General features: G+C 74.4%; 24 protein-coding genes and 1 tRNA gene. 15 read left to right on the top strand and 10 right to left on the bottom strand.

The window, feature by feature from the left end; genetic code table 11:
• Nucleotide 1: 1 nt before the first annotated feature.
• Entirely contained in the window at nucleotides 2-1,288 is a 1,287-nt protein-coding gene (locus tag DMP15_RS24260; RefSeq protein WP_337826484.1) for a nicotinate phosphoribosyltransferase, read from the bottom strand.
• Between the two features lie 38 nt (nucleotides 1,289-1,326).
• On the opposite strand from DMP15_RS24260, the gene clpS reads away from it, so the two are divergent.
• Nucleotides 1,327-1,635, top strand: a complete 309-nt coding sequence (clpS, locus tag DMP15_RS24255) for an ATP-dependent Clp protease adapter ClpS (protein ID WP_060710877.1) — start codon at nucleotides 1,327-1,329, stop codon at nucleotides 1,633-1,635.
• Nucleotides 1,636-1,637: 2 nt separating this feature from the next.
• On the top strand, nucleotides 1,638-2,189 hold the full coding sequence (locus DMP15_RS24250) for a DUF2017 domain-containing protein (protein WP_073576171.1): 552 nt from the start codon (nucleotides 1,638-1,640) through the stop codon (nucleotides 2,187-2,189).
• 16 nt (nucleotides 2,190-2,205) lie between these two features.
• On the opposite strand, the gene DMP15_RS24245 is transcribed toward DMP15_RS24250, so the two are convergent.
• Nucleotides 2,206-3,891 (bottom strand): 5'-nucleotidase C-terminal domain-containing protein, encoded by a 1,686-nt coding sequence (locus DMP15_RS24245; protein WP_083658728.1) that lies wholly within the window; start codon nucleotides 3,889-3,891, stop codon nucleotides 2,206-2,208.
• Nucleotides 3,892-4,025: 134 nt separating this feature from the next.
• On the opposite strand from DMP15_RS24245, the gene DMP15_RS24240 reads away from it, so the two are divergent.
• From DMP15_RS24240 to DMP15_RS24195, 10 genes are all read left to right on the top strand, one after another.
• Complete coding sequence (locus DMP15_RS24240; RefSeq protein WP_073576293.1) at nucleotides 4,026-4,520, top strand: Mov34/MPN/PAD-1 family protein; 495 nt, start codon at nucleotides 4,026-4,028, stop codon at nucleotides 4,518-4,520.
• Nucleotides 4,521-4,635: 115 nt separating this feature from the next.
• Nucleotides 4,636-4,911: a MoaD/ThiS family protein gene (locus DMP15_RS24235; protein ID WP_073576170.1), complete on the top strand. Its 276-nt coding sequence runs from the start codon at nucleotides 4,636-4,638 to the stop codon at nucleotides 4,909-4,911.
• Nucleotides 4,912-4,973: 62 nt separating this feature from the next.
• Nucleotides 4,974-5,921, top strand: coding sequence for a PLP-dependent cysteine synthase family protein (locus tag DMP15_RS24230; protein WP_073576169.1), 948 nt, complete (start codon nucleotides 4,974-4,976; stop codon nucleotides 5,919-5,921).
• 59 nt (nucleotides 5,922-5,980) lie between these two features.
• Entirely contained in the window at nucleotides 5,981-6,577 is a 597-nt protein-coding gene (locus DMP15_RS24225) for a rhomboid family intramembrane serine protease (protein ID WP_073576168.1), read from the top strand.
• Nucleotides 6,578-6,580: 3 nt separating this feature from the next.
• Nucleotides 6,581-7,411 carry a glutamate racemase gene (gene murI / locus DMP15_RS24220; protein ID WP_062400757.1) on the top strand — a complete coding sequence of 277 codons (831 nt, stop codon included), beginning with the start codon at nucleotides 6,581-6,583 and terminating at the stop codon, nucleotides 7,409-7,411.
• 131 nt (nucleotides 7,412-7,542) lie between these two features.
• Nucleotides 7,543-7,917 (top strand): hypothetical protein, encoded by a 375-nt coding sequence (locus tag DMP15_RS24215; RefSeq protein WP_073576167.1) that lies wholly within the window; start codon nucleotides 7,543-7,545, stop codon nucleotides 7,915-7,917.
• Nucleotides 7,910-8,311 (top strand): hypothetical protein, encoded by a 402-nt coding sequence (locus tag DMP15_RS24210; RefSeq protein ID WP_073576166.1) that lies wholly within the window; start codon nucleotides 7,910-7,912, stop codon nucleotides 8,309-8,311. The genes DMP15_RS24215 and DMP15_RS24210 overlap by 8 nt, the downstream gene beginning before the upstream one ends.
• An 8-nt stretch (nucleotides 8,312-8,319) precedes the next feature.
• A complete protein-coding gene (locus tag DMP15_RS24205) occupies nucleotides 8,320-9,105 on the top strand; it encodes an MBL fold metallo-hydrolase (RefSeq protein ID WP_073576165.1) in 786 nt (261 codons plus the stop codon).
• A gap of 22 nt (nucleotides 9,106-9,127) precedes the next feature.
• Complete coding sequence (rph, locus tag DMP15_RS24200; protein ID WP_304580142.1) at nucleotides 9,128-9,925, top strand: ribonuclease PH; 798 nt, start codon at nucleotides 9,128-9,130, stop codon at nucleotides 9,923-9,925.
• Nucleotides 9,922-10,611, top strand: a complete 690-nt coding sequence (locus tag DMP15_RS24195; protein WP_073576163.1) for a non-canonical purine NTP pyrophosphatase — start codon at nucleotides 9,922-9,924, stop codon at nucleotides 10,609-10,611. The genes rph and DMP15_RS24195 overlap by 4 nt, the downstream gene beginning before the upstream one ends.
• Nucleotides 10,612-10,614: 3 nt before the next feature.
• Here the strand turns inward: DMP15_RS24195 and DMP15_RS24190 are convergent, their stop codons facing one another.
• Nucleotides 10,615-11,013: a carboxymuconolactone decarboxylase family protein gene (locus DMP15_RS24190; protein WP_073576292.1), complete on the bottom strand. Its 399-nt coding sequence runs from the start codon at nucleotides 11,011-11,013 to the stop codon at nucleotides 10,615-10,617.
• Nucleotides 11,014-11,191: 178 nt separating this feature from the next.
• Here DMP15_RS24190 and DMP15_RS24185 point away from each other — a divergent pair, with 178 nt between their 5' ends.
• Nucleotides 11,192-11,905, top strand: a complete 714-nt coding sequence (locus DMP15_RS24185) for a VTT domain-containing protein (protein WP_073576291.1) — start codon at nucleotides 11,192-11,194, stop codon at nucleotides 11,903-11,905.
• Nucleotides 11,906-11,923: 18 nt separating this feature from the next.
• Here DMP15_RS24185 and DMP15_RS24180 read toward each other — a convergent pair.
• From DMP15_RS24180 to bcp, 3 genes are all read right to left on the bottom strand, one after another.
• Nucleotides 11,924-11,997, bottom strand: a tRNA-Leu gene (locus DMP15_RS24180).
• A complete protein-coding gene (locus DMP15_RS24175; RefSeq protein WP_073576162.1) occupies nucleotides 11,997-12,647 on the bottom strand; it encodes an HNH endonuclease in 651 nt (216 codons plus the stop codon). The genes DMP15_RS24180 and DMP15_RS24175 overlap by 1 nt, the downstream gene beginning before the upstream one ends.
• A gap of 35 nt (nucleotides 12,648-12,682) precedes the next feature.
• Nucleotides 12,683-13,150 carry a thioredoxin-dependent thiol peroxidase gene (gene bcp, locus DMP15_RS24170; RefSeq protein WP_073576290.1) on the bottom strand — a complete coding sequence of 156 codons (468 nt, stop codon included), beginning with the start codon at nucleotides 13,148-13,150 and terminating at the stop codon, nucleotides 12,683-12,685.
• A gap of 276 nt (nucleotides 13,151-13,426) precedes the next feature.
• Between bcp and DMP15_RS24165 the strand changes: the two genes are divergently transcribed.
• A complete protein-coding gene (locus tag DMP15_RS24165) occupies nucleotides 13,427-13,648 on the top strand; it encodes a DUF3618 domain-containing protein (RefSeq protein WP_062404273.1) in 222 nt (73 codons plus the stop codon).
• Between the two features lie 53 nt (nucleotides 13,649-13,701).
• On the opposite strand, the gene DMP15_RS24160 is transcribed toward DMP15_RS24165, so the two are convergent.
• The 4 genes from DMP15_RS24160 to DMP15_RS24145 all read right to left on the bottom strand — a co-directional run bounded on the left by DMP15_RS24160 (nucleotide 13,702) and on the right by DMP15_RS24145 (nucleotide 16,729).
• Nucleotides 13,702-14,919, bottom strand: coding sequence for an NAD(P)/FAD-dependent oxidoreductase (locus tag DMP15_RS24160; RefSeq protein ID WP_161151329.1), 1,218 nt, complete (start codon nucleotides 14,917-14,919; stop codon nucleotides 13,702-13,704).
• Nucleotides 14,920-15,009: 90 nt separating this feature from the next.
• On the bottom strand, nucleotides 15,010-15,786 hold the full coding sequence (locus DMP15_RS24155) for a SigB/SigF/SigG family RNA polymerase sigma factor (protein ID WP_073577821.1): 777 nt from the start codon (nucleotides 15,784-15,786) through the stop codon (nucleotides 15,010-15,012).
• A 1-nt stretch (nucleotide 15,787) separates the two neighbouring features.
• Nucleotides 15,788-16,219: an ATP-binding protein gene (locus tag DMP15_RS24150; RefSeq protein ID WP_062400766.1), complete on the bottom strand. Its 432-nt coding sequence runs from the start codon at nucleotides 16,217-16,219 to the stop codon at nucleotides 15,788-15,790.
• A gap of 81 nt (nucleotides 16,220-16,300) precedes the next feature.
• A complete protein-coding gene (locus tag DMP15_RS24145) occupies nucleotides 16,301-16,729 on the bottom strand; it encodes an STAS domain-containing protein (RefSeq protein ID WP_202416284.1) in 429 nt (142 codons plus the stop codon).
• Between the two features lie 215 nt (nucleotides 16,730-16,944).
• Between DMP15_RS24145 and DMP15_RS24140 the strand changes: the two genes are divergently transcribed.
• Nucleotides 16,945-19,242 carry a GAF domain-containing SpoIIE family protein phosphatase gene (locus DMP15_RS24140; RefSeq protein WP_139282987.1) on the top strand — a complete coding sequence of 766 codons (2,298 nt, stop codon included), beginning with the start codon at nucleotides 16,945-16,947 and terminating at the stop codon, nucleotides 19,240-19,242.
• Nucleotides 19,243-19,622: the final 380 nt, after the last annotated feature.

Raw genomic sequence — 19,622 nt, 5'->3', positions numbered from 1 at the left:
CTCAGCTCCCGGTGAGGAAGGTGGTCGGGATCGCAGGCTCGCCGCGGGACAGCTTCAGCCCCTCCCACGGTACGGCGACCAGCGCCGTCCGCAGCCGCTCCCGGGCGGCCTCCAGCCCGGTGACGACGTCGTCGGCGACGACCTTCCCGTCCCGCACCAGCGGCACCGGAAGCGCCCGGTCGTGCGGGCCGAGGACCGGGTCGGTGCCGTAGGGGTACACGACCTCCTCGACCGCGGTCCCGGTCGGCTTGAACCGGCGCAGCGCCGCCTTGCGCCCGCCGCGGGACTCCTTCGCACTCGACCGCTTGGCCACCGGGCGCCCGTCGACCTCGACGAGCTTGTAGACCATCCCGGCCGTCGGCGAGCCCGACCCGGTGACCACCGAGGTCCCCACGCCGTAGGAGTCGACCGGCTCGGCGCGCAGCGAGGCGATCGCGTACTCGTCGAGGTCGCCGGACAGCACGATCCGGGTGCCGGTGGCGCCGAGCGCGTCGAGCTGCTCGCGGGCCTGGCGGGCCAGCTCGCCGAGGTCACCCGAGTCGATGCGGACCGCACCCAGCCCGGGCCCGGCGGCCGCCACGGCGTGCTCGATGCCGCGGCGGATGTCGTAGGTGTCGACGAGCAGCGTGGTGCCGGTGCCCAGCGCGGCGACCTGGCTGGCGAAGGCGGCCGGCTCGTCGTCGTGCAGCAGGACCCAGGCGTGCGCGGCGGTGCCCGCGGTCGGGATGCCGTGCCGGGCGCCCGCGGCGAGGTTCGACGTCGTCGCGAAGCCCGCCAGGTACGCGGCCCGGGCCGAGGCCACGGCGGCCTCCTCGTGGGTGCGCCGCGAGCCCATCTCGATGAGCGGCCTGCCGGCCGCCGCGGTCACCATCCGGGCCGCCGCCGAGGCGATCGCGCAGTCGTGGTTGTAGATCGACAGGGCGACGGTCTCCAGGATCACCGCGTCGGCGAAGGTGCCGGTCACGGTGAGGACGGGGGAGCCGGGGAAGTACAGCTCGCCTTCCGGGTAGCCGTCGACGTCACCGGAGAAGCGGTAGTCGCCCAGGCGCTCCAGGGTCGCCGCGTCGACGACCGGGGCGAGGAACTCAAGGTCGGCGGCGGAGAACCGGAAGCGCTCCAGCGCCTCCAGCAGCCGCCCCGTCCCGGCGACGACGCCGTAGCGGCGCCCGTCGGGCAGGCGCCGCGCGAACAGCTCGAAGACGCAGTGGCGTTCCGCGGTGCCGTCGGCGAGGGCCGCCGCCACCATCGTCAGCTCGTAGCGGTCGGTCAGCAGGGCCGTGCCGGTCATGGCCGGGAGCCTACGGCTCCTGTGCCACCATGGGGTGCATGTCCGCGCCGTCCCCAGCGCCGTCCCCGGCGCCCACCGAGCAGGTCACGCCCGACCTGGACGAGTCCGCCGGCCCCGACACGCCGTGGCAGGCCATCGTCTGGAACGACCCGGTCAACCTCATGTCGTACGTGACCTACGTGCTGCAGAAGGTGTTCCACTACCCCGAGGCGAAGGCCACCGCGCTGATGCTCGACGTGCACCACAAGGGACGCGCCGCGGTGTCGGCGGGGGACAAGGACACCGTGGAGGGCCACGTCGCCCAGCTCCACGCGGCCGGCCTGTGGGCCACCATGCAGCGGGCCTGAGCGTGAACGGCTGGAAGCGCAGCGGCCGGGGCGACCGCGTCCGCTACACGTCCGGGTTCTCCGGTGAGGAGGCCGTCGTCCTGCGGGGGCTGTTCGTCGAGATCCGCCAGATGCTCGCCGGTCGTGCCGAGCTCGCGCCCACCGACGAGCTCGCCGAACTCACCGGCATCCGCACCGGTCCGACGTCGCGGCCGACCGACCGGGTGCTGGCCCGGCTGCTGCCGGACTTCACCACCGAGGACTCCGACCTCGCCGGCGGGATGCGCTCGCTGCACGAGCCGTCGCTGATCGAGGCCAAGGACACCGCCGCGGCGACCGTCCTGGAGACCCTGCCCGAGGCGGGCGGACGGCTCGAACTCACCGAGGCCCAGGTCGACGCCTGGCTGGCCGCCCTCAACGACGTGCGGCTCGCGCTCGGCACCGCCCTCGACGTGAACGAGGACATGCCCGAGCAGCTGTCCGACGACGACCCGCGGGCCCAGCACCTGGGCGTCTACCACTGGCTGACCTACGTGCAGGACTCCCTGGTCCGGGTCCGCGTCCGCGGGCTCTGACCCGCCCGGCCGACCCTCAGCGGCGCACGATCCGGTCGGTCGACGGCGCGGCCAGGCCCGGGTTCGCGCCCAGGTAGGCGACGAACGCGTCGAGGTCCACCGGGCCGCCGACCAGCTCGGTCCCGGCGGTGAAGGTGTCGAAGCCGTCGCCGCCCGCGGACAGGAAGTTGTTCGTCGCGACCCGGTAGCGGCCGTCGTCGGTGACTTTGACGCCGCCGATGGAGATGTCACCGACCCGGTTCCCGGCCACCACCGTGTAACGCAGGTTCGACGAGCTCTGCAGGACCGTCGGACCGTCGTCGACGGTGAACTGCTGGTCGAGCACCGCGCGCAGCTGGGCGCCGGTGAGCGTCATGGTCTGCAGGATGTTGCCGAAGGGCTGCACCGTGTAGGCCTGCCCGTAGGTGACCCGCCCGCCCGGGCCGGGCACCAGGTCCGCGCGCACCCCGCCGGGGTTGGTCAGCGCGAGCTGTGCGCCGTCACCGCGCGAGGCCGCCAGCTGGGCGTCGGCGATGACCGTGCCGAGCGGGGACAGCCCGGTCGGCGCGGCCGCACGCAGCAGCGGCCCGGTCACCGTTCCGACCGGCCGTTCGGCCAGCGGCCGCGACTGCGCGACCGCACGGTCGACGATGTCGGCGACGGCCGGGTCGGGCGCGACGTCGCGGGTGACGACCTCGTTGCGGGCCGTCGTCGCGCCGCGGTCCACGTCGCCGTCGCCGGTCAGGGCGAGCTCGACCACCGACAGCAACCTGCCGGACGACAGGCCCTGCACGAACGGCCGCGGGTTCCCGGCCGGGTCGGTCGCCGAGCACACGTACTGCTGGTGGGTGTGCGCGGAGAACACCGCGTCGACGTCGGCGGACACCGCGGCCGCGATCCGCGACCCCGGCCCGCCGGGCTCGATCGCACAGGCGTCCGGGCCGCCGTCGCCGGTCGCCTCGTCGCCCTGGTGCAGCAGCAGCACCTGTGCCCGCACCCCCTGCGCGGTCAGTTCGCGCGACGCCGCGTCGACCGCGGCGACCTCGTCGCCGACCTCCAGGCCGCGGATGCCGTCGGGGGAGACCAGGTCGGGCAGCTCGGACAGGGTGGCTCCGATGACGCCGATCCGGGCGCCGCCCGCCTCCACCACCGTCGACGCGGCGAGCGCGGGCTTCCCGCCCTCGGTCACGTTCGCCGACAGGATCGGGAACGACGCGCCGTCGTAGGACGGGGTGAAGCGGCAGCCGTCGGCCGGGTGGCAGCCGCCGCGCTGCAGCCGGCGCAGCTCGGTGATGCCCTCGTCGAACTCGTGGTTCCCCGCGGCGGACGCGGCGACGCCGATCCGCTCCAGGACCTCGACGGTCGGCTCGTCGCGGAACAGCGCCGACGCCAGCGGGGACGCGCCGACGTTGTCGCCGGTGGACAGCACCACGCTCGCCGGGGCCTGCGCCCGCAGCGCCGCGACGTGCGCGGCGACGAACGCGGTGCCGCCGGCCTCGACCTGCGCGCCGGCGTCGTCGGTCACCCGGCCCGAGGACCCCGAGGGCGGCTCCAGGTTGCCGTGCAGGTCGTTGAGCGCGATGAGCCGCACCGTGCCGGAGCCCGGCGCGCCCGCGGCGGGGCGACCCGAGAGCGTCACCGCCTCGACGGTGACCCCCACCGCGAGGACGACGACGAGCACGGCGGCGAGGACGAGTCCGACACGGCGACCGGAGGAGGGCACGCAGGGCAGTATGGACGCACCCCCGTACGCGAGGCCGTGGCCGGGATCACCGACCGTGGTGCCGAGTGCGTGAACGGGCGGTTCCGGCCCGGCGGGTGTTCGGTCCCGTGGCCGTGGCCGCGTATCCTCGGGTCGTGCTCGTCCTCCGGTCCGACCTCGTCGATGCGATCGTCGCGCACGCCCGCCGGGACTTCCCGGTCGAGTCGTGCGGGCAGCTCGTCGGTCCCGAGACCGGCGAGCACCCCGAGCGCTACGTGCCGATGACCAACGCCGACGAGGTGGCGAGCGACTTCGCCTTCGCCCCGGCCGAGGACATCCGCCTGGAGCGCGAGCTGGACGCGGCCGGTGAGCGCCGCATGCTCGTCGTCCACTCCCACACGCGGCTGCCGCGGCGCCCGGTGGCGCACACCGGCCTGCCCGAGGCCTACCCGTCGCCCAAGGACGTCGCCCAGATGGAGTGGACCCCCGACCAGCACTGGCTGATCGTGGGCCTCCCCACCGCCGACGCCGAGCCCGAGGTGCGCTCCTACCACCTCGCCGACGGCGAGGTCGTGGAGGACGAGCTGGCGGTCGTGGAGTCCTACATGTTCTCCCACACCGGCTCCGACGACGTGCCCGACCGGGCCTGATCGACCCTCTCGCGCACCCGCGCCGGAGGTCGCGCGGGAATGTCGCCGTACTCCGGCCGCGTTGTCGCGCGTGAGAAATCCACGCCAGAGCGACCCACCAGGAGTGATCACAGAGATGGCCGTCTCCGTCTCCATCCCCACCATCCTTCGCACGCACACCGACGGTGAGAAGACCGTCGAGGCGAAGGGCGACACCGTCTCGGCGGTCATCGACGACCTGGAGTCGCGGCACAGCGGCATCAAGGACCGTCTGATCACCGACGGCAAGCTGCACCGCTTCGTCAACATCTACGTCGACGACGAGGACATCCGTTTCGCCGGCGGCCTGGAGGCCCCGGTCTCCGAGTCCTCCACGTTCACGATCCTCCCGGCCGTGGCCGGCGGTCGCTGAGCCCCACCGGACCCCGGCACCGGGCGGCGTCCCCGCCCGGTGCCGTCGTGTGAGGAGAACCCGTGCGTTACGACTCGTTGCTGGACGCCGTCGGCGACACCCCGCTGGTCGGGCTGCCGTCCCTGTCGCCGTCGGAGGACGTGCGGCTGTGGGCGAAGCTGGAGGACCGCAACCCCACCGGCTCGATCAAGGACCGGCCCGCGCTGGCGATGATCACCGACGCCGAGAAGCAGGGGCTGCTCACGCCCGGCTGCACGATCCTGGAGCCCACCTCGGGCAACACCGGGATCTCGCTCGCGATGGCCGCGAGGCTCAAGGGCTACGAGATCATCTGCGTAATGCCGGAGAACACCTCCGAGGAGCGTCGCCAGCTGCTGGCGATGTACGGGGCACAGATCATCTCCTCGCCGGCGGCGGGCGGCTCGAACCAGGCCGTCGCCGTCGCCAAGCAGCTGGCGGCCGAGCACCCGGACTGGGTGATGCTCTACCAGTACGGCAACCCGGCCAACACCGACGCGCACTACCGCGGAACCGGCCCCGAGATCCTGCGCGACCTGCCGTCGATCACCCACTTCGTCGCCGGGCTCGGCACCACCGGGACCCTCGTCGGCGCCGGACGCTACCTGCGCGAGCACAAGCCCGACGTGCAGGTCGTCGCGGCGGAGCCCCGGTACGGCGAGCTCGTCTACGGCCTGCGGAACCTCTCGGAGGGCTTCGTCCCGGAGCTCTACGACGAGACCGTGCTGACCGGCCGGTTCTCGGTCGGCTCCTACGACGCGCTGCGCCGCACCCGCCAGCTCGTCGAGCAGGAGGGCATCTTCGCCGGGATCTCCTCCGGCGCGATCCTGCACGCCGCGCTCGGCGTCGCGAACAAGGCGCTCGACGCCGGGCAGCGCGCCGACGTCGTCATGATCGTGTGCGACGGCGGCTGGAAGTACCTGTCCACCGGGGCCTACTCCGGCGACCTGGGCACGGCCGCGCAGGGCATCGACGGTCACCTCTGGGCCTGACCGGGCCGAACCGGTACGTAACGGGCGAATCGGGCGGCCGGGCCGGTACCGTGGGTGACATGACCGCGCTCCCGGACGGCCGTCCCGCCCGCGTGCTGCCGCCGGCACCGGTGCGCGCCGCGGTGATCATGCTGGTGTTCACCGCCGCGCTCTACGTGTTCGAGGCGGTCGACCAGGCCTCCGGTGGCATGGTCGAGTCCGCCGCCGCGATCTACCCCCGCAGCACCGAGGGGCTCACCGGTGTCCTCACCGCGCCGCTGGTCCACGACGACTGGGCCCACCTCGCCGCGAACAGCCTGCCGTTCCTGATCTTCGGGTTCCTCGCGATGTCCGGCGGGCCGGTGCAGTGGTTCGCGGTCACCGCCACGATCTGGCTGGTGAGCGGGCTGGGGGTGTGGCTCGTGTCGCCGGCCCCGGTGATCGGCGCGTCCGGGATCGTCTTCGGCTGGTTCCTGTTCCTGCTCGTGCGCGGGTTCTACGCCCGCAACGGCAGGCAGATCCTGCTCGCCCTCGTGCTCTTCCTGTTCTACGGCTCGATCCTCTGGGGCGTGCTGCCGTCGGACCCGTCGGTGTCCTGGCAGGGTCATCTGTTCGGCGCGGTCGGCGGCGTCGTCGCCGCCTACTGGGTGGCCAAGGCCGACCGCCTACCCTCCTAGGGTGTGAGCGACGCGCCCGGTATCGACGCCCCGATCGGCATCTTCGACTCCGGAGTCGGGGGACTCACCGTCGCCCGCTCGGTCATCGACCTGCTGCCCGCCGAGCAGATCGTCTACGTCGGCGACACCGCGCACAGTCCCTACGGGCCGCGCCCGCTGGCCGACATCCGGCGCCTCGCGCTCGCCATCGGCGACGAGCTCGTCGACTCGGGGGTCAAGGCGCTGGTCATCGCCTGCAACTCCGCCTCGGCGGCCTGTCTCGCCGACTTCCGCGAGCGCTACCCGGTCCCGGTGGTCGAGGTCGTCCGCCCGGCCGTGCGCCGCGCCGTCGCCACCACCCGCAACGGCCGGATCGGCGTCATCGGCACCGCCGCGACCATCGCCTCGGGCGCCTACGCCGACGCCTTCGACGCCGCCCGCGACACCGAGATCACCTCGGTGGCCTGCCCCCGGTTCGTCGACTTCGTGGAGCGCGGCACCACCAGCGGACGCCAGGTCCTCGGCGTCGCCCAGGGGTACCTGGAACCGCTGCAGCGGGCCGGGGTCGACACCGTCGTCCTCGGCTGCACCCACTACCCGCTGCTGTCCGGGGTGCTGGAGATCGTCCTCGGCCCGGACGTGACGCTGGTGTCCTCGGCCGACGAGACGGCTCGCACCCTGGTCCGGACCCTGCACGCGCACGACCTGCTGCGCGACGACACGACTCCGCCCGCGCCGCACCGCTTCCTCGCCACCGGCGACCCGGAACCCTTCGCACGGCTCGGCCGCCGGTTCCTGGGCCCCGAGATCGGCTCGGTCGTGGGCCGCGCGGGCGCCGCGCTCCCGTCCGCCTGACAGCCACACCCGCTTCCCCGGACCCGCACCTGCCGCGGCAGGTGTGGGAACCGGTCGACAGGTGTGGATGCGGACCGGGCGCGGGCGGGTCCGGCGCGGCGGTCGGGGGAGGCGGGGGTAGCGTTCCCGCCGTGATCGGAACGCTCGTCCTGGTGATCACCGTGGCGCTCTCGGCCACCGCGCTGTTCGGGCTGGTCACGACGGCGCTGAACCGGCCCCCGAGCCGGGTGCACACCGTGGCCGTCGGGATCTGTGTGGCGCTCATCGTCGTGCAGGCGGCGATCGCGGCGTACCGGGTCCTGCTCGGCGGGGTCACCCTGCCCGAGCAGTCGACCTTCCTCATCTACCTCGCCGTCGCGGTCTGCGTCCCGGTGATCGCACTGCAGTTCGCCACCGCCGAGCCGAGCCGCTGGGGCGGCGCCGTGATCGCCGTCGGCGCGATCGGGACGCTCGTCGCCGTGCTGCGCCTGCAGGGCCTGTGGATCCCGGGGGTGCCCGGTGCCTGAGCCCCGCGCCACCGCCACCGGCCCCGGCCGCATCCTCATCGCCGTCTACGGCATCTTCGCGCTCTCGGCCTCGGCGCGGGCCGGTGTGCAGATCGCCGAACGGTTCGGCGAGGCGCCGCTCGCGTACTCGCTGTCCGCGCTCGCCGGCTTCGTCTACATCCTGGCCACCGTCGGTCTGGCGGGCACCGGCCCCGGCTTCCGCCGCCTCGCCTGGTCCGCCGTGGTCTTCGAGCTCGTCGGCGTGCTCGCCGTCGGCGCGTTCACCACGTTCGTCCCCGCCGACTTCCCCCGCGAGACGGTCTGGTCGCACTTCGGCGCCGGCTACGGCTTCGTCCCGCTGGTGCTGCCGTTCGTCGGGCTCTGGTGGCTGCGGCGTACCTCACGAACGGGTTAGGGTCGCGCATGCGGCTGATCGTTCTCGGGTGCTCCGGCAGCGGCCCCGGACCCGAGTCCCCGGCATCGGGCTACCTCGTCGAGGCCGGGGCGACCCGCCTCACGCTCGACCTCGGCAACGGCACCCTCGGCGCCCTGCAACGGCACGCCGACCCGTTCTCCCTCGACGCCGCGGTGTTCAGCCATCTGCACCCCGACCACTGCTCGGACTTCCCGTCGCTGGTGGTGCACCGTCGCTACCACCCCCGGCCCCCGTTCGACGCGACCGCGCACAAGCTGGTCGTGCACGCCCCGGCCGGTGCGCACACCCGCTTCGCCCGCGCCGACGCCGTCACCGAGTCCGACTATGCCCGCACCGATCTCACCGACGTCTTCTCCTTCCACGACCTCGTGGTGGGGGAGCCGTTCACCGTCGGCACCGGTGAGGACGCCGTCACCGTCACCGCGTACGAGGTCGTGCACGTCTGCCCCGCCTACGCGCTGCGCCTCGAGCACCGCGGCCGGGTCCTGACCTACTCCGGGGACACCGCCGCCTGCCCCGGGCTCGTCGAGGCCGCCCGCGACGCCGACCTGCTGCTCTGCGAGGCCAGCTGGCCGCACGCCGAGGCCGGGCCGCCCGGGGTGCACCTGTCCGGACGGGAGGCGGGCGAGCACGCCGCGGCCGCCGGGGCACAGCGGCTGGTCGTCACCCACGTCCCGGCCTGGTTCGACCGCGAGTCCCTCGGCGCCGAGGCCAAGGCGGCCTTCGGCGGGACCGTTGAGCTCGCCCGGCCCGACGCGGTGTTCGAGGTCTGAGCCGGCTTCCTACGATGGCCGGGTGACACGAACAGAGGGCAGGGCCGACGGCCGGACCGACGACGAGATGCGGCCGGTGACCATCACCCGGGGCTTCCAGAAGCACCCCGCGGGATCGGTGCTGGTGGAGTTCGGTGACACGAAGGTGCTGTGCGCCGCCAGCGTCACCGACGGGGTACCGCGCTGGCGGAAGGGATCCGGCCTCGGCTGGGTCACCGCCGAGTACGCGATGCTGCCCTCGGCCACCGACACCCGCTCGTCGCGGGAGTCGGTGAAGGGCAGGATCGGCGGCCGCACCCACGAGATCTCCCGGCTGATCGGCCGGTCCCTGCGCGCCTGCATCGACCTGCGCGCGCTCGGCGAGAACACGATCGCGATCGACTGCGACGTCCTGCAGGCCGACGGCGGCACCCGCACCGCGGCCATCACCGGCGCCTACGTGGCCCTGTGCGACGCCGTCACCTGGCTCGGCGAGCAGGGCAAGCTGTCGGACCCCAAGCCGATCTCCTGCCAGGTCGCCGCGGTGTCGGTCGGCGTCGTCGACGGCCGCGTCCGGCTCGACCTGCCCTACTCCGAGGACTCGCGGGCCGAGGTCGACACGAACGTCGTCGCCACCGAGACCGGCACCCTCATCGAGGTCCAGGGCACCGGCGAGGGCGCCACGTTCTCCCGCTCGACCCTCGACGCCATGCTGGACTCCGCGCTCGCCGGGATCGCCGAGCTGGCCCGCCTGCAGGTCGAGGTGCTCGCCGCGCCGCACCCGAAGATCGCCGCGCAGGCCGCCGACGCCCCGGACGCCGCGGGGGAGGGCGACGCGTGAGGATCCTGCTCGCCACCCGCAACGCCAAGAAGCTCGTCGAGCTGCGCCGGATCACCGAGGCCGCCGGGCTCTCCGGGGTGGAGATCGTCGGGCTCGCCGACGTCCCCGAGTTCCCGGAGGCCCCCGAGACCGGCGCGACCTTCGCCGCGAACGCGCTCGCCAAGGCCCGCGACGCCGCCGCCGCGACCGGGCTGCCCGCGATCGCCGACGACTCCGGCATCACCGTCGACGCCCTGAACGGCATGCCGGGCATCTTCTCCGCCCGCTGGGCCGGCCGGCACGGCGACGACGAGGCCAACCTGCAGCTGCTGCTCGGGCAGACCACCGACGTCCCCGACGAGCGCCGCGGCGCCGCGTTCGTGTGCGCCGCCGCGCTGGTGACGCCCGACGCGGCCACCGCAGGCCCCGACACCGACCCCGCCTCCGGCGACACCGTCGGCACCGATGGCCCCGACGCGGAGGCCTCCGTGCCCGGGCGCACCGTGGTGCACGGGACGTGGCGGGGCACCCTGCTGCGCGCCCCGCGGGGGGAGAACGGCTTCGGCTACGACCCGATCTTCGCCCCGGAGGGCGACGGCCGCTCCTCGGCCGAGCTCAGTGCCGAGGAGAAGGACGCCGCCTCGCACCGGGGGACCGCGCTGCGCGCGCTCGTCCCGCACCTGCAGGCGCTGCTCGCCGACGGCTGAGGACTACTCGGGAGCGGGCTCGGCCAGGACGCGCTGCGCGATCCGGAACGCCGAGTTCGCCGCCGGGACCCCGCAGTAGATCGCGGTCTGCAGGATGATCTCGACGATCTCGTCGCGGGTCAGGCCGTTGCGCCGGGCCGCCCGCACGTGCAGCTCGAACTCCTCCCAGTGCCCGTGCGCGACGAGCGCGGTCAGCGTCACCGCCGAGCGCATCCGGCGCTCCAGCCCGGGGCGGGTCCAGATCTCGTTCCACGCGTAGCGGGTGATCAGCTTCTGGAAGTCCGCGGTCGTGTCGTCGACGCGGCCCAGCGCCGCGTCGACGTAGCCCGAGCCGAGGACCTCGCGGCGCACGGCCAGCCCGTCGGCGTCCAGTTCGGCGGGGTCGATACCCGAGTCGCTCATGGTCGGCAGCCTCTCACGGCCGACCGCGACGGCACGCGCGCCGACCGCGGCCGGTGGCGCGTCCGGAGGTGCCCGGCCACGCCGGACGGCTGCGGCCGGCGGCGCACACGGGGGAGCCCGGTCACGTGCGACGACCGCGGCCGACGGCACCGGCACGGGTCTCGGTACCGTGATCTCCGTGCGGTGGTGGCGGTTTCTGCTGGGCTGCCTCGGGCTGGTGCTCGCGGCCGCACTCGTCGTACTCGTGGCCCGGTCCCTGGGGCTGTCCGCCGTCCCCCGGTTCGGTGAGCTGCGCCGGGCCGTGGAGTCCGCCGGGATCTGGGGCCCGGTCGTGTTCGTGCTGCTCCAGGTCGCGCTGAACGTCCCGCCCTTCCCCCGGACGGTGTTCACCGTGTCCGCCGGGGTGCTGTTCGGCGCCGTCGGCGGTGCGGCGCTGACCCTGTTCGCGACCGCGCTGTCCGCAGTCGTGGCGTTCGCGCTCGTCCGGGTCACCGGTGGGCGGCTCGTCGCCCGCTACGCCGGCCACCCGCGCGCGGTGTGGGTGCGCCGCAGGCTCGACCACCACGGAGTGCTCGCGGTGACGTCGCTGCGGCTGATCCCGATGGTGCCGTTCGCGGTGCTCAACTACCTGTCCGGGCTGTCCCAGGTGCGGTTCTGGCCCTACCTGGTCGGCACCGTGATCGGGTCGGCGCCGAGCACCATCGCCGTCGTCGCGCTCGGCGACGCCGTGACCGGGCATGTACCGCCGACCCTGCTGCTGGTCTCCGGGATCTGCGCGGTGCTCGGTCTCGGCGGGGTGCTGCTCGCCGCGCGGCGGCCACTGCCGGACGAGGCCGGCGGAGTCGCGCCCGGGGGGACGGAGCCGGCCGGGACCGCGCCGCCCGCCGGGTGAGGCGGGCGACGCGATGCGTGCCGGCGGCGGGATTCGAACCCGCACTTGCACGGACCTAAACCGTGTCTCTCTGCCAGTTGGAGTACGCCGGCTAGTTCTTTCGGCCGCACCAGGTATCGGTGAGGGCGTGGCAGTTCGCGCACAGGATACGAAGGTTCTCGAGCCGGTTGTCGGTGTGGTCGCCGTTCACGTGGTCGAGCTGGAGCGGGACGGGTCGTCCCTGCCACTCGGTCAGGCCACACCCCTCGCACCGCGCGGCCTTCAGCTCCTCCGCGACGAGCCGCCGGCGCAGGGTCGCGCTGCTGCGGTAGCTCGACCCGCGGACCAGGATGTCCGCCAGCGGGCGTGCCCGCCGCCCCGGGAAGGTCCGGCCCCGGGCCCAGGAACGCCCCGTGAAGTGTGTCGTGTCGAGCTCGGGCGTCCGGATATGCGCGACCACCGCCCGGAACATGCCGCCGCTGGGCTCGTACCCGAGCCGCCGGAGCACGGCGTGCACGCTGACCTCGGCCGCGACGGCCGCCCGCAGCTCGCCGTCGGTGTAGCGCCGTCGGTGGTTGCGGTGCCCGGGGTCGAGCGCGCCCGGGATGTGGCTCGCGTCCGCGCCGGTCCGGACGATGTGGGCTCGCAGCTGGTCGTACCGCCCGGGCCGGATGCCCAGCCGGTGACACACCTCGCTCAACCGTCGCGACACCGCCACCGCCGCGACCAGCTCCTCGTCGGTCCACCGGCGGGCGCGGGGCACGTCCGCTCACCCCGCGCCCGCCGGCCGGACGGGCATCAGACCTTCCAGTCCCGGCGCAGCTTCGCCACGTGCCCGGTCGCCTTCACGTTGTACTGCGCGTCGACGATCGTGCCGTCCTCGCCGACCAGGAAGGTGGAGCGGATGACCCCGGTGACCGTCTTGCCGTAGAGCTTCTTCTCACCGAAGGCGCCCCAGGCGGTGAGGACCTCGCGGTCCGGGTCGGACAGCAGCGGGAAGGTCAGCTCCTCGTTGTCGCGGAACGTTGCGAGCTTGGCGGGCTTGTCCGGGGAGATGCCCAGTACGTCGATGCCCGCGCCGTTCAGCTCGGCGAGGTTGTCGCGGAAGTCGCAGGCCTCCTTCGTGCAGCCCGGGGTGCTCGCCGCCGGGTAGAAGTAGACGACGACCTTGCGGCCGCGGTAGTCCGCCAGGGAGACGGCGGTGCCGTCGGCGTCGTCGAGGGTGAAGTCGGGGGCGGTGTCGCCCGCCTGCAGCCGTGTGCTCATGACGATCAGCGTGCCACCCGCCGGGCGGGCCGCGGAGCCGAGTGCGGTGCCTGTGGACGTACCGGCCGGTTGTGGACGGGATGCGGCGCGGACGACCATCGGGCCGACCCGATCGGCGGCGCGCCGGTGGCCGGGCGCGCGGACCGGACCATGCGGTGGCTACGGTGTGTGCCACGCCGCTCGCGGTGCCCGGACGTCGGTGTCGGGGCAGCGTCGGGCGCGAGCAGCAGGAGTCCCGGGCGCGGACGCGTACCGGCCGAACCGGAGGTGGACGTGGTGGCCCGCGACCCCGAGAACATCCAGCGCGAGATCGAGAAGACCCGGGACGCGCTGGCCGAGAGTCTGGACGCCCTGGCGGACCGGGCGAACCCGAAGAACCTCATCGAGGGCGGCAAGGAGCAGCTCGCGGAGCGGCTCGCCGACCCGAAGGTCAAGTACTCGCTGATCGCGGTCGGCGCGCTGGTCGGGCTGGCGATCGTCCGCTCGATCTTCCGCTAGACCGCCTGCACGCCACGCCCGGCCGGTGCCCGCACCGGCCGGGCGTTCGTGTGTCAGGACAGCGAGTCGCGCAGCTCCAGCGTCGCGGCGCGGTCGGCACCCTCGGCCAGCGGGCGGCGGTAGCGGGCGACGAGCCGGGCCGCGCCGAACCCGGCGACGGCGACGAGGTCGTCGCCGCGCAGGTAGCCGAGCACCGTGCCCTTCACCGGGCCGTCGTCGAGACCTTCGCCGTGCAGCGGCAGCAGCGAGTCCGCGCGGTCCGGCCGCCCGACGAGCTGGATCTTCATACCGAACTGGTCGGACCAGAAGAACGGCACCGCGGCGGGCGGCGGGGTCGTGCCGGTGATGTCCGCGGCGACCGCGGCGGCCTGGTCGCTCGCCGAGGTCCAGTGCTCCAGCCGGGTGCGCTCGCCGGTGTCCGGGTCGGTCCAGGCGGCCGCGTCGCCCGCCGCCCACACTCCGGGCAGCCCGTCGACCCGGCCGCGGTGGTCGCAGGGGATGCCGTCGGCGACGTCGACGCCGGTGGCCTCCAACCAGCCCAGGTCGAGCATGCCGCCGACGCCGACGACGATCTCGTCGGCGGTCACCGTCGACCCGTCGGAGAGCGTGGCGCCCGAGTCCGTCAGCTCCGACACCGACACCCCGGTACGCAGGTCGACCCCGGCGTCGCCCATCAGCCGGGCCACGACCGCACCGGCCTGCTCGCCCAGCAGCCGTGCCATCGGCACGCTGCCGGTCTCGACCACGGTCACCGTGACACCCCGGTCCCGGGCGGTGCTCGCGACCTCGGCCCCGATGAACCCGGCACCCACCACCAGCAGCGACGACGCCGAGGCCAGCGCGTCGCGCAGTTGCTCGGACTCGTCGACGGCACGCAGCAGGTGCGCGGAGTCGGGCTGGTCGTCGAGCACCCGGGAGGTGACCCCCACGGCGAGGACGACGGCGTCGGCGTGCAGGACGGTGCCGTCATCGAGCTCGACCTCGGAGCCGTCGGCCGGGACCTCGGCGGGCCGCAGGGCGACCGCGGAGCGGCCGAGGTGGGTGCGTACGCCGAGCTCGTCGAGGTCCTCGGCGGTGCACAGGTCGACCTTGGTGCGCTCCCACTCACCGGCCAGGAACTGCTTGGACAGCGGCGGGCGGTCGTAGGGGAGGTGCTCCTCGGCCCCCACCAGGCTGATCCGGCCCTCGTAACCGTCCCGGCGCAGGTTCTCCACCGTGCGCAGTCCGGCCAGCCCTGCGCCGACCACCAGCACGTGTTCCGGCACGCTCATCTCCTACCTCCCTGCTCCGGGCCCGGACGGTGCGCCGGTCCCGCCCCGATCCTCGCGGACGGGGCACGGCGTCGCCGCGCGGCCCGGGCGTCAGAAGGTGCGGTCCTCCGGGTCGAGCCGGTTGCGCAGCCGGGACAGCGTCTGCGCGAGCAGCCGGGAGACGTGCATCTGGGAGATGCCGACCTCCTGGGCGATCTGGGTCTGGGTGCGGTTGCCGAAGAACCGCAGCATCACGATGGTCCGCTCGCGGGGCGCCAGCTCGGCGAGCAGCGGGCGCAGTGACTCGCGGTAGTCGACCCGGTCCAGCTCCGCGTCGGCGTCGCCGACCAGCTCGCCGACGGTGGCGCTGCCGTCCTCCGACGACAGCATCTCGTCGAGCGAGGAGCTGCGGTAGGCCTCGGCGGCCTCCAGGCCCTCCAGGACCTCGGCGACGGGCAGGTCGAGGTACTCGGCGAGCTCCGAGGGCCGGGGCGCGCGACCGAGGGTCTGGGACAGCTCGGACACCGCGCCGTTGATCGACACGTGCATGTCCTTGAGCCGCCGCGGCACCCGCATCGACCAGCTCTGGTCCCGGAAGTGCCGGCGTACCTCACCGGAGATCGTGGGCACGGCGAAGGAGAAGAACTCACCGCCCTTCTCCGGGTCGAACCGGTCGATGGCGTTGATCAGCCCGACCGTCGCGACCTGCACGAGGTCGTCGAGGGGCTCGCCCCGGTGGTTGAACCGGCGGGCGATGTGCTGGGCGACGGGCAGGTAGCCGGTGACGAGCTGATCGCGCAGCTGTTCCCGACGGGGGTCGCCGTCGTCGAGACCCGCGTACTGCTCGAGCAGCGGGGTGAGGTGGGCGTACTGAGGGTCCGACGTCACGTCACAGCCCGTGACCCGCGAGCTTGTGCAGGCGGATGGTGAGGGCCGGGCGCCCGCCGTCCTCCTCACCGGACTCGACCGCGACGTGATCGGCCAGGGTCTGCAGGACCCGCCAGCCGAAGGAGTCGGTGGGCAGCTGCGCACCGGTGCCGGTCTCGACCCGGGCGGTGACCTCGATCCGCTCGTCGGAGACGGCGAAGGTGCACCGCAGCGGCGAGCCGGGAGCGGCCATCGCGACCAGCGTCGCGCACGCCTCGTCGACGGCCATCCGCAGATCGGAGACCGCGTCCAGGTCGAAGTCCGCGCGTGCGGCGAGGTCGGAGGCCACCGCACGGACCGTGGGGATCAGCGCGGGCCGCGCCGCGACCCTGATCTCGACGGTGTTGTCGGTGCCGGCGCCGTGCGCCGTGCCTGCCACGTCCTCCTGGGCCACGCTGACGAGTCCTTTCGTGCGACGGGGTGTCGGGCCGGATCATGTCGCCTCCGGCGGGGGTGTGCAGGACCGGGTGCCCGCTCAGGCGCCGGGAATGCCCTCCTGGTCGGGCAGGACGGTGAACAGCTGGGCGGAGCCGGTGACCTCGAGCGGCCGGAGCACGGCCCGGTTGGTGGCGACGACGAACAGCCGCCGTCCGTCCCGGGCGGCCCGCCGGGCGGTGTGGATGAGCACACCGAGGCCGCTGGAGGCGAGGAACGTGACGCCCTCCAGGTCCACGGCGAGGTCGCGGCCGTCGCCGTCGGGGGCGCGGTCCAGCAGCTCGTCGAGGGCGGTCTCGAGTCGCGGTGCGGTCAGGGTGTCGACCTCGCCGCGCACGGTGAGCACGGTCAGGCCGCTGCGCGGTGAGGAGAAGCCGACGCCGAGGTGGGCGGAGTCGGTGCCGTCCAGCTCGGCGTCCCCGTCCCCCCGGGACGGTTGCGCCGGCGCGGATCCGGGCAGGGTGATCACCTCCGTGTCGGGCGCCGGACGGCGCGGAAGCGTTGTGGAGCGCCGCCGTGCTCTCGACGGGCAGGTGTCTTCTCGCGCCGCACGACGCACCGGGGCCGCGGCGGGGCCGTCCTGGCCCGCGCCGGGTCCGGTCCACCCACGACAGGAGACCGGGCCCGACGATACCGGCCGGGCTCGGCGGGCCCGGCACGGCGCCTGCCCTTAGGCTCGCCCGGGTGACGCGGTACTCCGATCTCGGCCCCGGCGCCCCGGCCGGTCCCCCCGGCGACGCGGTGGACCGGGCCGTCGACCAGGCGGTCGCGACCTCGGTGGAATCCTTCGGGGAGCAGCCGAGCACCCCGGCCATGCCGCACGTGCGCGGCGGGGCGCAGGTGGCCGTCCTGATGATCGACCTCTCCGAGCGCCGGATCGTCTACGCCAACACCACCGCGCTGGAGCTGGCCGGTGACCGCCCGGTGCGGCTGCCCATCGGGGTCCGCGAGTGGAGCGAGGCCGCGCGGCTGACCGACCTGGACGGCCGTCCGTACACCGGCGAGGGGTCCCCGCTGGCCCGGATCGCCTCCGGCGAGGCGGTGTCCGGCGAGCCGGTCGCGCTGCACGGGCCGGGGCTGATGCCCGACCGCGACGGCGTCCCGGTCCCGGGGGAGGGGGCCACGGCCAGCAGCACCCTGGTCTGGGTGACCGGGTTCGCGCTGGCCGACCCCGGAGCCCAGGGGCAGGGCACCTACGCGCAGTCCTCGGCCACCGGGCCCGGCCGGGCGCTGGCCGTGCTGCTGCCGCTGTCGGACTCCGAGGCCGGCCAGGGCGAGGACCGCGACCGGATGGGGTTCCTGCGCGACCGTGCGGTGCTCGCCACCGAGATGTCGTTCACCATCTCCGACCCGCAGCGTGAGGACGACCCGCTGGCCTGGGTGAACCCGTCGTTCGAACGGCTGACCGGGTACCCCCTCGACGAGGTGGCCGGGCGCAACTGCCGGTTCCTGCAGGGCCCCAACACCGACCGGTCCGCGGTCCGCCGGGTGCGCGAGGCGCTGCGGGAACGGCGGGCGATCACCGAGGTGCTGCTCAACTACCGGCGCGACGGCACCGCGTTCTGGAACCAGGTGTCCATCTCGCCGGTGCACGACGGCGACGGCGAGCTGGTCAACTTCGTCGGTGTGCAGAGCGACGTCACCGAGCGGGTCGTCGTCGAGCAGGAGCGGCGGGCGGCGCTCGCCGACGCCGAGGCCGCGCGGGCCCAGCTGCGGCTGCTCGCCGAGGCGACCACCCAGATGACGACGGCGCTCGACGTGGCCGACGCCTGCCGCCGCTTCTCCCGGATCGTGGTGCCGGAGCTGGCCGACCTGTGCACGGTGGACCTGCTCGACACCCCCGACGGGGCGACCCGCGAACGGATGGCCGTCGCCGCCCGCGACGCCGACGACGAGGCGCTGCTGTCGCGGTCCGGTCCACTGGGGGCCGTGCGGATCGAGCAGCAGGCCGAGACCGCGGTGCGGACCGGCAAGCCGTACCTGGTGCAGGAGCTGCCCGACGACGGCCGCGAGGTCCACCCCGACGACCCGGAGGCGGCCGACGCCTACGAGCGGCTGCGGTTGCGCTCGGCGATGGTCGTCCCGCTGCTCGGCCGCGGCCGGGTGCTCGGCCTGGTGACGCTGTCCACCCAGTTCCCCTACGGCCGTCGCTGGACCCAGCGCGACCTGCACCTGGCCTCGGACCTCGCGGGCCGTGCCGGGCTGGCCGTCGACAACGCCCGGCTCTACGAGGTGGAGCGGGCTGCGGCGGCCACCCTGCAGCACAGCCTGCTCCCGGCGCTGCCGCAGGTCCCCGGGATGCGGGTCGCGGCCCGCTACCTGGTGGGCGCGGACGGCAACCAGGTGGGCGGGGACTGGTACGACGTGCTGCCGATGCCGGACGGCTCGGTCGGTGCCGCGGTGGGCGACGTCGTCGGCCACGACCTGTCGGCGGCCGCCGCGATGGGGCAGCTGCGCGGTGTGCTGCGCTCCTACGCCTGGGGCGGCGACGCGCCCGGGCCGGTGCTCGACCGCTGCGACCAGCTGGTGCAGGGCCTGGACATCGCCGCGATGGCGACCGCTGTGTACGCCCGGTTCGGGCCGGTGGGCCCCGACGGCGGACGCGAGCTGACCTACGCCAACGCCGGGCACCCGGCGCCGCTGCTGCGCGACCCCCAGGGCCGGCTGCACCGGCTCGACGCGCACCACTCGCCGATGCTCGGCGCGGTGCCGGAGTTCGGGCGGGCCGCCGGGGCGCACCGCGGCGGCGCCACGGTCCCGTGTGCCGCCGGGTCGCTGCTCGTGTTCTACACCGACGGTCTGACCGACATCATCGGTGAGGACGCCGACGCCCGCACCGAGCTCATCGAGCGCACGCTGGAGGAGCTGCCGTCCGACGCCGACCCCGAGCGGGTGGTGGAGCGGGTGCTCGAGGTGTGCCTGCCGGACCGGCTCGACGACGACATCGCCCTGCTCGCGATCCGTCTGGACCACCCGGCCTGACGGTCCGGTCGGCCGGACCGTCATCCGCCCGGACCCGGCTGCGCGGAGCGACCCGATCGGCCGCACCGGCCGACCCGATCGGCGGCCGGTCTGCCGTGTCGGCGGTCCCGGCCGGCCGAGTCGACCGCTACCGGCCGCGTCGGGCGTCCGGGGTCGACCGTCCGGGGCGGCCGCCCACCGGCGGTGCCCCGCCCGGCGGCGGGCCTGCGCCGTTCGACCGTCCGGCCCATCCGCGCTACCGGTGGTCGGGCCGAGGTCACGGTGGTGTTGCGGTCGACGCCGTCCGTGGGTTCCGTGCGCGGGGTCGTCGTCCGCTCGTGGACCGGGTGACTCCACTCGTCCGTCCGGGTGGGTAATCGGCACCCGAATCGGGGATCCGG

Source organism: Pseudonocardia sp. UM4_GMWB1, assembly GCF_017312155.1.
Taxonomy (GTDB): domain Bacteria; phylum Actinomycetota; class Actinomycetes; order Mycobacteriales; family Pseudonocardiaceae; genus Pseudonocardia; species Pseudonocardia alni.
The sequence above is the reverse complement of the archived record's forward strand: the minus strand, read 5'-3'. Positions and strand labels throughout refer to the sequence as shown.

Bases quoted from the DNA above. Each gene is read 5' to 3' on its own strand.
- clpS (WP_060710877.1), top strand. From the start codon at position 1,327: ATGTCCGCGCCGTCCCCAGCGCCGTCCCCGGCGCCCACCGAGCAGGTC.
- DMP15_RS24235 (WP_073576170.1), top strand. From the start codon at position 4,636: ATGGCCGTCTCCGTCTCCATCCCCACCATCCTTCGCACGCACACCGAC.
- DMP15_RS24260 (WP_337826484.1), bottom strand. From the start codon at position 1,288: ATGACCGGCACGGCCCTGCTGACCGACCGCTACGAGCTGACGATGGTG.
- bcp (WP_073576290.1), bottom strand. From the start codon at position 13,150: ATGAGCACACGGCTGCAGGCGGGCGACACCGCCCCCGACTTCACCCTC.
- DMP15_RS24225 (WP_073576168.1), top strand. From the start codon at position 5,981: ATGACCGCGCTCCCGGACGGCCGTCCCGCCCGCGTGCTGCCGCCGGCA.
- DMP15_RS24190 (WP_073576292.1), bottom strand. From the start codon at position 11,013: ATGAGCGACTCGGGTATCGACCCCGCCGAACTGGACGCCGACGGGCTG.
- DMP15_RS24160 (WP_161151329.1), bottom strand. From the start codon at position 14,919: ATGAGCGTGCCGGAACACGTGCTGGTGGTCGGCGCAGGGCTGGCCGGA.
- DMP15_RS24205 (WP_073576165.1), top strand. From the start codon at position 8,320: ATGCGGCTGATCGTTCTCGGGTGCTCCGGCAGCGGCCCCGGACCCGAG.